The following is an 8470-nucleotide window of genomic DNA, read 5'->3' as shown; positions in this document are numbered from 1 at the left end:
ATACGAGAAGACAGCCGGCAGTTTTGCCGGATTCGTTTTCCTAGCAGCAGCCATGATCCTGCTACACTAATTGTCAACACGCCCTAGAATTACTTGCTCTCATATATAATTATTAATAAAAAATTTACCTTAAATATCTCCCTACACCGCCACTGGCGCTTTAATCCCCGGCCACGGCTGATACTCTTCCAGCGTGAAATCCTCAAATTCAAATCCGAAAATGTCCTTCACTTCAGGGTTCAATTTCATTTTGGGTAGCGGGCGTGGCTCGCGGGTGAGTTGGAGTTGGGTTTGCTCCAGGTGGTTCGTGTAGAGGTGCGTATCGCCACCGGTCCAGATGAATTCGCCATATTCTAAACCGCAGACTTGCGCCACCATCATGGTGAGCAGCGCATAGGACGCAATGTTGAAGGGCACGCCCAGGAACACATCGGCAGAACGCTGGTAAAGCTGGCAGCTTAGTTTGCCCTCGGCTACGTAGAACTGGAAGAACGCGTGGCAGGGCGGCAGTTTCATGTTGTTGACCTCGGCCACGTTCCAGGCGCTCACAATGAGGCGTCTGCTGTCTGGGTTGCGCTTGATCTGGTCAATCACCTGCGCAATCTGGTCAATGTGGCCGCCATCGGGCGTGGGCCAGGAGCGCCACTGGGAGCCGTACACCGGCCCCAGGTCGCCGTTGGCATCGGCCCATTCATCCCAGATGCTCACGCCCCGCTCCTGAAGCCACTTCACATTGGTCTCGCCGCGCAGAAACCACAGCAGTTCATAGATGATAGACTTGAGGTGCACCTTCTTGGTGGTCACCAGCGGGAAGCCCTCCTGCAAATTAAACCGCATCTGGTAACCGAACACACTCAACGTACCGGTGCCGGTACGGTCTTCTTTCTTCACGCCGTTGTCCAGAATGTGGCGCATCAAATCTAAGTAAGCCTGCATAATATCAAGTAAGGAGGTAAATTCAAGTTTGAGAATAGAAGCTTGAAGATAGGAAAAAGTGCCCACTCCCAAAGGGTAGATCGTAAAGTCCTGCGGCCCTTCGGCTAGTCAGAACAACCAGTTGCCGCCGTACCCGCTGGGGCGTTTTGGGGCCATTTCCGTGAAAACACCTCTAAAATAGGGGGTTAATCCGGACACCCATTTTTTTTAAGAGCCGTTGGAAGAGGAGTAACGGGTCTTGCCTTTTGTTATCTATCTTAGAGCCCGCACCTACGAACAAACAAAACACTATGAAAAAACTGATGCTGTCGGCCCTGGTGGCCGGAGCGCTGCTCTCCTCCTGCCAAAAGAAGGCAGATTCTACCGCGGCGGCCAACGTAGCCAACAATTCCCAGCTCTTCACCCTATTTGAAGACTTCTGGGAGCAGAACGCCCGCTTCTTTCCACTGGAGGCCACTGCCCAGGGCGACAACCGCTACAACCACCTGCTGCCCAATGACAATACCCAGTCGTTCCGGGACAGCCTACAAACCTTTTACCAGCAGTACCAGGACAAGCTGCACCAGTTTGAGCGCGAAGACCTGAACGCCAACGACCAGATCAGCTACGACATCTTTGAATACGAGACCAAAACCCGGCTGGAAGGCCTCAAACACAATACCTGGATGATCCCGTTCCAGCAGTTCTGGGGCTTGCCGCTCTCCATGGGGCAGCTGGGCTCGGGCACGGGCAACCAGCCGTTCAAGAACACCAAAGACTACGAGAACTGGCTGGGCCGCGTGCAGGGCTTCACCGTCTGGGCCGATAGCGCCATCAGCAACCTGCGCCGCGGCATGGCGGCGGGCGTGGTGCTGCCCAAACCGCTGGTGACCAAGATGGTTCCGCAGATGCAAAGCATGGTGGTCACTGATCCCACCGAAAGCCTGTTCTACGGCCCCATCCAGAATTTCCCCGCCGAGGTTCCGGCCGCCGACCGTACCCGCCTCACGCAGGCGTACAAAGAAGCCATCAGCACCCAGTTAGTGCCTACTTATCAGAAACTGGCCACGTTTCTACAGCAGGAGTATCTGCCCAAGGCGCGTACTACCACCGGCATCCAGGAAATTCCGGGTGGCAAGGACCAGTACGCGTACTTAGTGAAATACTGGACCACCACCAACTTATCGCCCGATGCCATTTACAAAACCGGGCAGCAGGAGGTGAAACGCATCAACGGCGAGATGGTGAAAGTGAAAGACCAGGTGGGGTTCAAAGGAACCATGGAGCAGTTCTTCACCTACCTGCGCAATGACGCTAAATTCACGCCTTACAAGACCCCCGAGGAGGTGCTGAACGCCTTCCGGGGAATCCAGACCAAGATTGCGCCCAACCTCCAGAAGATGTTCGGCCGCACGCCCAAAACTCCGTTCGAGATCCGGCAAACCGAGGCGTTCCGGGCAGCTTCTGCCTCCGCGGAATACAACCAGGGCTCTCCAGATGGTACCCGTCCCGGTATTTTCTACGTGCCCATCTTAGAGGCCACCAAGTTTAACACGACCTCGGGCATGGAGTCTCTGTTTCTGCACGAGGCCATTCCGGGTCACCATTACCAGATCTCGCTGCAGCAGGAAAACGAAAGTTTACCCAAGTTCCGCCGCTTCAGCTGGTACGGCGCCTACGGCGAAGGCTGGGCGCTGTACACCGAGTCACTGGGCAAAGAACTGGGCCTCTACACCGATCCGTACCAGTACATGGGTGCCTTGGGGGATGAGATGCACCGGGCCGTGCGCCTGGTGGTAGACGTAGGCATGCACACCAAAGGCATGACCCGCGAGGAAGCCATCGCCTACATGATGGCCAACGAAGCTATCTCGGAGGAAGGGGCCATCGCGGAGATCGAGCGCTACATGGCTACTCCCGCGCAGGCGCTTTCTTACAAAATAGGCCAGCTCAAAATCAAGGAACTCCGCGAGAAATACGAGAAAGAACTAGGCGATCAGTTTAAACTGGCTGCTTTCCATGACGAGCTCCTCAAAGACGGCACTATGCCGCTCAGCGTGCTGGAAAAGAAAATGGATGCCTGGGCGCAAGCGCAGAAGAAATAAAGAAGAGTTGGCGTACGCCTATAATAGTTTGAAAAACGCCTGTGGGGATGTTCGCCTACAGGCGTTTTTTTGTTGCTTTTGGTTTTAAAGGTGAGTTGCTGAAGGTGATGGCTTGGCCTTTATTAGTGGTTTTTAATAGTTAGGGAATGCCTTTCGTTTGTCTCTGGCGTAGGGCCGCTGTTGGCGTGGGTGCATGCGCTTGGCTGTTGCATGGTTTCCCTCCGTGCGCTCACGGCCGCGAGGCCCCGTCTTCCGGGTTCGCGCTGTTGTTTTAGCCTTGGCCAGCAGGCCTGCCGCATGCGCGGCACCAGGTCTAAAACAAAGGCGCTCACCCGAAAGACTGGTTTTGGGCTCTTCCTAGCGGTGCGTTTAGTGGAAGTTCTTGCTACCTGAGACAGCGAACCACCCCCAACCCCTCCTTAGCCAAGGTGGGGAACTTTTTTTGGCAGGGCATTATTCCATTCTGGGAGTAGGGCCGTTAAGTTATAAAAATAGAACTGGTTCAAGTTTCCAACTTGGACCTAAAATGAGCTGAAGTTTGAAACTTCAGTGAGCCGTGAGGCTCATAAGGTGTTTTGGACCTGTTTTCAGGAAATCGGCCTTAAAACATAACTTGAGCAGAAACGGCCCAATCAACCTCTACTTCCTCGCTTTGGTTCTAACTCTTCACGCGCCGTTCACACTTCAGTTTTCGCCGTTGGTGTTATTCTCATCAACCACAACTTATGCCGCTTCACCTCTCTCATTACTTACCTTCCCTATTAGCTACGGCGTGAAGTTTCAGGGTATCCAGGTTCAGGGCGGTGAGGTAGCCTAGGCGACTGGTGAACACACATCCGCCGTCAATGTTGAGGTCGTCTTCTAAGGGTTCCTGGAGCGAGGCCTGGATGTCGGTGAGGTAGGTGGGCGTGTGGCCGTGGACAATCTTTCGGGTGCCCAGCACGGTTTTATCAACCTCAAAGTCCCGGATCCAAAGCATGGAACGCCGGTCGGTGAACGGGTTGGGCAGGCTGAAGTCAAATCCTGCGTGCACCAGCAGGTAGTCATCCAGTTCTACGTAGAGTTCTAGTTCCTCCAGAAAGGTCCAGTACTTGGCTGGGATTGCTTCCAGCGAGAGGGTGTCAAAGCTTTTCAGGGTCTCTACTCCACCGTTGTGCAGCCAGATTTCCGGGTACTCAGGTTCTTTACGGGCTTGCAGCATCAGCTCCTCGTGGTTCCCGCAGAGGGTGATGACAGGATATCCCTTTTCGCGGAGTTCCAGAATAAAATCGATCACTCCCTTGGAGTCGGGACCGCGGTCAATGTAGTCGCCCAGCAGGTACAGCGTGTCAGTGGGCTGAAGCTTCAGCTCCTCCTCTACCAGGTACCGGAAAGTGGCAAGGCACCCGTGAATGTCTGAAATGGCGTATCGGCTCATGGTTCCGGCAGCTAAGGATAAATAAGGTAGTACGAAGCTGGGAAATTTACATCGGTCTCGTGGGCCACCTAATTGGCGGCAAACGAGAGAAAATGTGTTTTGGGGCTGTTTTCCGGAAAACAGGGCTAAAATGGTTGTAACTTGCTTCTTGAAACGTGCTACCAGATACTGCCCCGCGCCATGCAATCCTTCCTTCGGCAAACCGCTGAACACATCTACCAGACCTACACCGAGCAACTGAGCGACCTGTGCATTGTGCTGCCCACGCGCCGGGCCACCCTGTACTTCAAGAACGCCCTGGCGCAGGCGGCGCCCACCGGCATCTGGTCGCCGCAGATTTACTCCATGGAGGAGTTTGTCTGCAACATGGCCAACGTGGACGTGCTGGAGCCGCTGCACCTGCAACTGGACCTGTATGACATCATGCTGCGCTTCGATCCGAAGCTGGACTTCGACCAGTTTGTGGGCTGGTCGGCTACGCTGCTGGAGGATTTCTCGCGCATGGACATGGAGCTGGTAGACCCCAAGGCGGTATTTGAGTACTTGAGCGAGGCCAAGGCCCTGGAGCGCTGGGACCCCGCCAAGCCGGGCAGCAGCGTGCCCACGGCCAACGTGAAGCAGTATTTCCAGCTGTGGGTGAATCTGGAGCAGACTTACCACGCCCTGCGCGAGAAGCTCGCCAAAGACAAGCAGGCGTATACCGGCATGGCCTTCCGGATGGTGGCCAGCCGCATCAAAGACATCGCGCAGAGCGACAAAGGCTGTTTCCGGTACGTGTTCGTGGGACTGAACGCCCTGAGCAACGCCGAGCAGAAGATCATCCAGACGCTGCTGGAAGCCGGCAAAGCCGATGTTTTCTTTGATTCCGATGACTACTACATGGCCCCGGAGTCTGACAAACGGGCCGGTCATTTCCTGAAACGCTACAAAGCCAAGTGGCCGCTGCCCGAGTGGAACTGGCAACAGAACCTGCTCCTGCAAGACACGAAGGAAATCAACGCCATTGGTGTGGCCAACGCCAGCATGCAGGGCAAGATTGCCGGGCAGCTTTTGCGCGAGATTCGGGAAAAGGACCCCAAAGCGGAGATCGCCATCGTGTTGCCGGACGAAACCCTGCTCCTGCCGGTGCTGCACTCCATCTCAGACGAAGTCTCGGATTACAACGTCACCATGGGTCTCTCGTTCAAAGGCACACCCCTGTTCAACCTGGTGGATCTGCTGTTTGAAGTGCACCTCACGGGCGTTGTGCAACCCACTGACACCGGCTACAAAGTAAATCGCTACCACCACCTGGCCGTCACCAAACTGTTGCAGCACCCTTTTCTGCGCCGCTACGAGCAGTACCTGAACAGCATCGCGGAGCGCGAAACCGACCTGGACCTGTTCCAACACGTGCTGGACGAGATGGTGCAGCGCAACAGCGTGCTGCTCACCGCACAGGAGATCATCCAGCTGGGCCGCGAGCACCCGATGTTCATCACCCTCTTCCGGACCTGGAACGACTGCACCGACCTCATTGACACCCTGTACCACCTGGTGGACGCACTGGGACGCATTTATAGGGTGGAATCTGAAAATCCCATCGAAACGGAGTACCTCTTCATTCTGTACACCATCGTGAAGCGGCTGGATTCTTTGTTTGACTGCCGCGAGCACAAGATCTCGGTGCGCAGTTTCAAGAAGTTCCTTTACGAGCAGATCAGTAGCACAAAGCTCCCGTTCAGCGGTGAACCGATTTCCCCCACGCAGGTCATGGGGATGCTGGAGACCCGCGCCCTGGATTTTGAGAACCTCATCATCCTTAGCGTGAATGAGAACGTGCTGCCTCAGCCTAAGAAGCAGAACTCGCTGTTCCCGTATGATGTGTTGCGCACGTTCGGGCTGCCTACCTACGCTGAGCAAGAGAGCATTACTTCGTATTACTTCTACCGGCTGTTGCAGCGCGCCAAACGCGTGAACCTGCTCTACGTGCTGCCCTCAGACACGTACGGCTCCGGCGAGAAAAGCCGCTTCATTCTGCAGTTGCAGCACGACCTGGCGCTCCGGAATCCCAACATCAAGTTCCGGGAGTTGACGGCGGTGGTGGAGCAGCTGGACACGAAAGAATACGAGCCGGACATCATCATTCAGAAAGACGAGGTGGTGCTGGGCAAACTGAAAGAGCAACTCCGGCGCGGGCTCTATCCTTCGCACCTGAACCAGTACGTGAACTGCACGCTGCAATATTATTTCAGCCGGATTGCCAAGCTGGAGGAAGTGGACGAGATTGATGAACTGGTGGGTGCCGATACCTTCGGGACGATTGTGCACCAGGTGCTGGAAGATTATTTCCGGCCGTTCGCTGAGGAAGCCAAGCCCATCCAGCCAGCTGATGTGGCCGTGATGCTGGCGAATCTGCCCAAGAAGGTGCAACTGGAGTTCAAGCGCGGTACGCTGGGCAACCTGCCCGAACAGGGCATGAACCTGATTCTGTACCAAGTGGCCGTGCAGCTGTTGACCCGTTATCTGGAGAACCTGCAAGCATCAGAGGAACTGCCGCTGTACATCCTGCAACTGGAAGAAACGCTGCTCACCGAGCTGGACGTGAAGCTGCCTTCCGGCGAAAAGGTGCCCGTGCGCATCGCCGGAAAAGCCGACCGCATTGATCTCAGCGGCCACACCCTGCGCGTAATTGACTATAAAACCGGGAAAGTAGAGGCCCGTAACTTGAAGGTGAACCCCGAAGATCTGGAAACCACCCTGCTCCACGACCGCCATCTGGACAAAGTGCGCCAACTCTGGCTGTACCGCTACATTCTGGCCAAAGAGATCCAGAAAGGCAGTCTACTGGAAAGCAAGGTCCTGAACCTGCCCAAATCGAGTTATGACTTTGAGGCAGGCATCATCTCGTTCCGGAACCTGGGCGCGGGGGTGCTCACTTCTGATCTTCCCTTCATAGACGCCGCCGGAGCGCCCGCTGATTTCATGGAAACCTCTGAACGGCTTTTAAAAGAATTGGTCTTCCGGATGCTGGACCCTGAGGAACCCATCCGGAAGACCAATGATCTGGAGACCTGCCAATACTGCGCCTATAAAAGCATCTGCGCCCGTGGCTAACACAAACCTGCTTTTTGGGGCCGATTTCCTGAAATCGGCCCCAAAAAGCAGGTACGGTAATGACGTTAATGCGTAAAGGGCAGTTTTGGTAAAGGCAAGTCAGGCCAGAACAGGACGGCTTTCCGGCTGTCCTGTTCTGGCACCAAAAAGCTCCTTCGTGCTTTACTTCACCACCAGCACGCCATCAGCGGTGATCTCTATTTCCTGCACAGGTTTAGTGATTTTGGCAATCTCCTCTTTGCTTTTACCGGCGTCTTCGGCGAAGTGCTGCAAGCGCTCCATCGAGGTTTCCTTCATGGTAGCCGTTCCTTCCAGCACTACTTTCTTGCCTACAATGTCCTGCGGCATGAAAAAGGCATAATCAGTGAACTTCACCATGATGGACTCGCCGTTCTCCCGGGCCAGTTTCATGAAGCAGCCTTTCTTTTTGCAGACTTCCACCACGGTACCCTCCATCTGACCCGCGAACGGTGCCTCTGGGGTAACTTTCTGCGCCAGTTTATCCGCCGACACGGCCTTTGCCGCTTTTACTTTTTTGCCGTACTGGACTCCGGGCTTAGCCGATGGGATATCACTTTGAGCAAAGGAAAGGGTGCTGAAGGAGAAGACCACTGCCAGCGTTAAGAATGACTTCATTTGGAAACGGAAGGTTTACGTGAGTGAGAAATGGCCTAAAAGTTAGCTTGTTCCTTTTTAAGCTCCAACTTTCTTCGGCACCTTTTAGGCTTATTTTCCTGATAGACATCTACTTTGGGGGTTAACCCTACTCCTGAAAGGAACTTTCCGTTTTCCGCCTGTTTTTGATAAACACCCTTAAAACGGCAAGCCGATTCTTCTCCCGTGAACGAAGCATCTGCCTTCAGACCTCGTTAGTGCCCGGAAACGTTTCGGGTCGGATTTCTGAAAACCAGGCCCGAAACGTAAGCACGTTGTCTTA

The 8470-nt window shown here is 54.7% G+C and carries 5 protein-coding genes; 2 read left to right on the top strand and 3 right to left on the bottom strand.

The window, feature by feature from the left end; translation table 11 throughout:
• Positions 1–141: 141 nt before the first annotated feature.
• Positions 142–936 carry a thymidylate synthase gene (locus H7U12_RS22080; protein WP_186642088.1) on the bottom strand — a complete coding sequence of 265 codons (795 nt, stop codon included), beginning with the start codon at positions 934–936 and terminating at the stop codon, positions 142–144.
• Between the two features lie 290 nt (positions 937–1226).
• Between H7U12_RS22080 and H7U12_RS22075 the strand changes: the two genes are divergently transcribed.
• Positions 1227–3020 carry a DUF885 domain-containing protein gene (locus H7U12_RS22075; RefSeq protein WP_186642087.1) on the top strand — a complete coding sequence of 598 codons (1794 nt, stop codon included), beginning with the start codon at positions 1227–1229 and terminating at the stop codon, positions 3018–3020.
• A gap of 745 nt (positions 3021–3765) precedes the next feature.
• Here the strand turns inward: H7U12_RS22075 and H7U12_RS22070 are convergent.
• A complete protein-coding gene (locus H7U12_RS22070; protein WP_186642086.1) occupies positions 3766–4437 on the bottom strand; it encodes a metallophosphoesterase in 672 nt (223 codons plus the stop codon).
• Positions 4438–4617: 180 nt separating this feature from the next.
• Here H7U12_RS22070 and H7U12_RS22065 point away from each other — a divergent pair, with 180 nt between their 5' ends.
• Complete coding sequence (locus tag H7U12_RS22065) at positions 4618–7533, top strand: PD-(D/E)XK nuclease family protein (RefSeq protein ID WP_186642085.1); 2916 nt, start codon at positions 4618–4620, stop codon at positions 7531–7533.
• Between the two features lie 162 nt (positions 7534–7695).
• Here H7U12_RS22065 and H7U12_RS22060 read toward each other — a convergent pair whose 3' ends face one another.
• Complete coding sequence (locus tag H7U12_RS22060) at positions 7696–8169, bottom strand: DUF4920 domain-containing protein (protein WP_186642084.1); 474 nt, start codon at positions 8167–8169, stop codon at positions 7696–7698.
• Positions 8170–8470: the final 301 nt, after the last annotated feature.

The sequence above is a fragment of the Rufibacter sediminis genome (assembly GCF_014269285.1).
In the GTDB taxonomy this organism is placed as follows: Bacteria; Bacteroidota; Bacteroidia; order Cytophagales; family Hymenobacteraceae; genus Nibribacter; species Nibribacter sediminis.
This window is presented reverse-complemented; position numbering and strand designations above follow the sequence as displayed.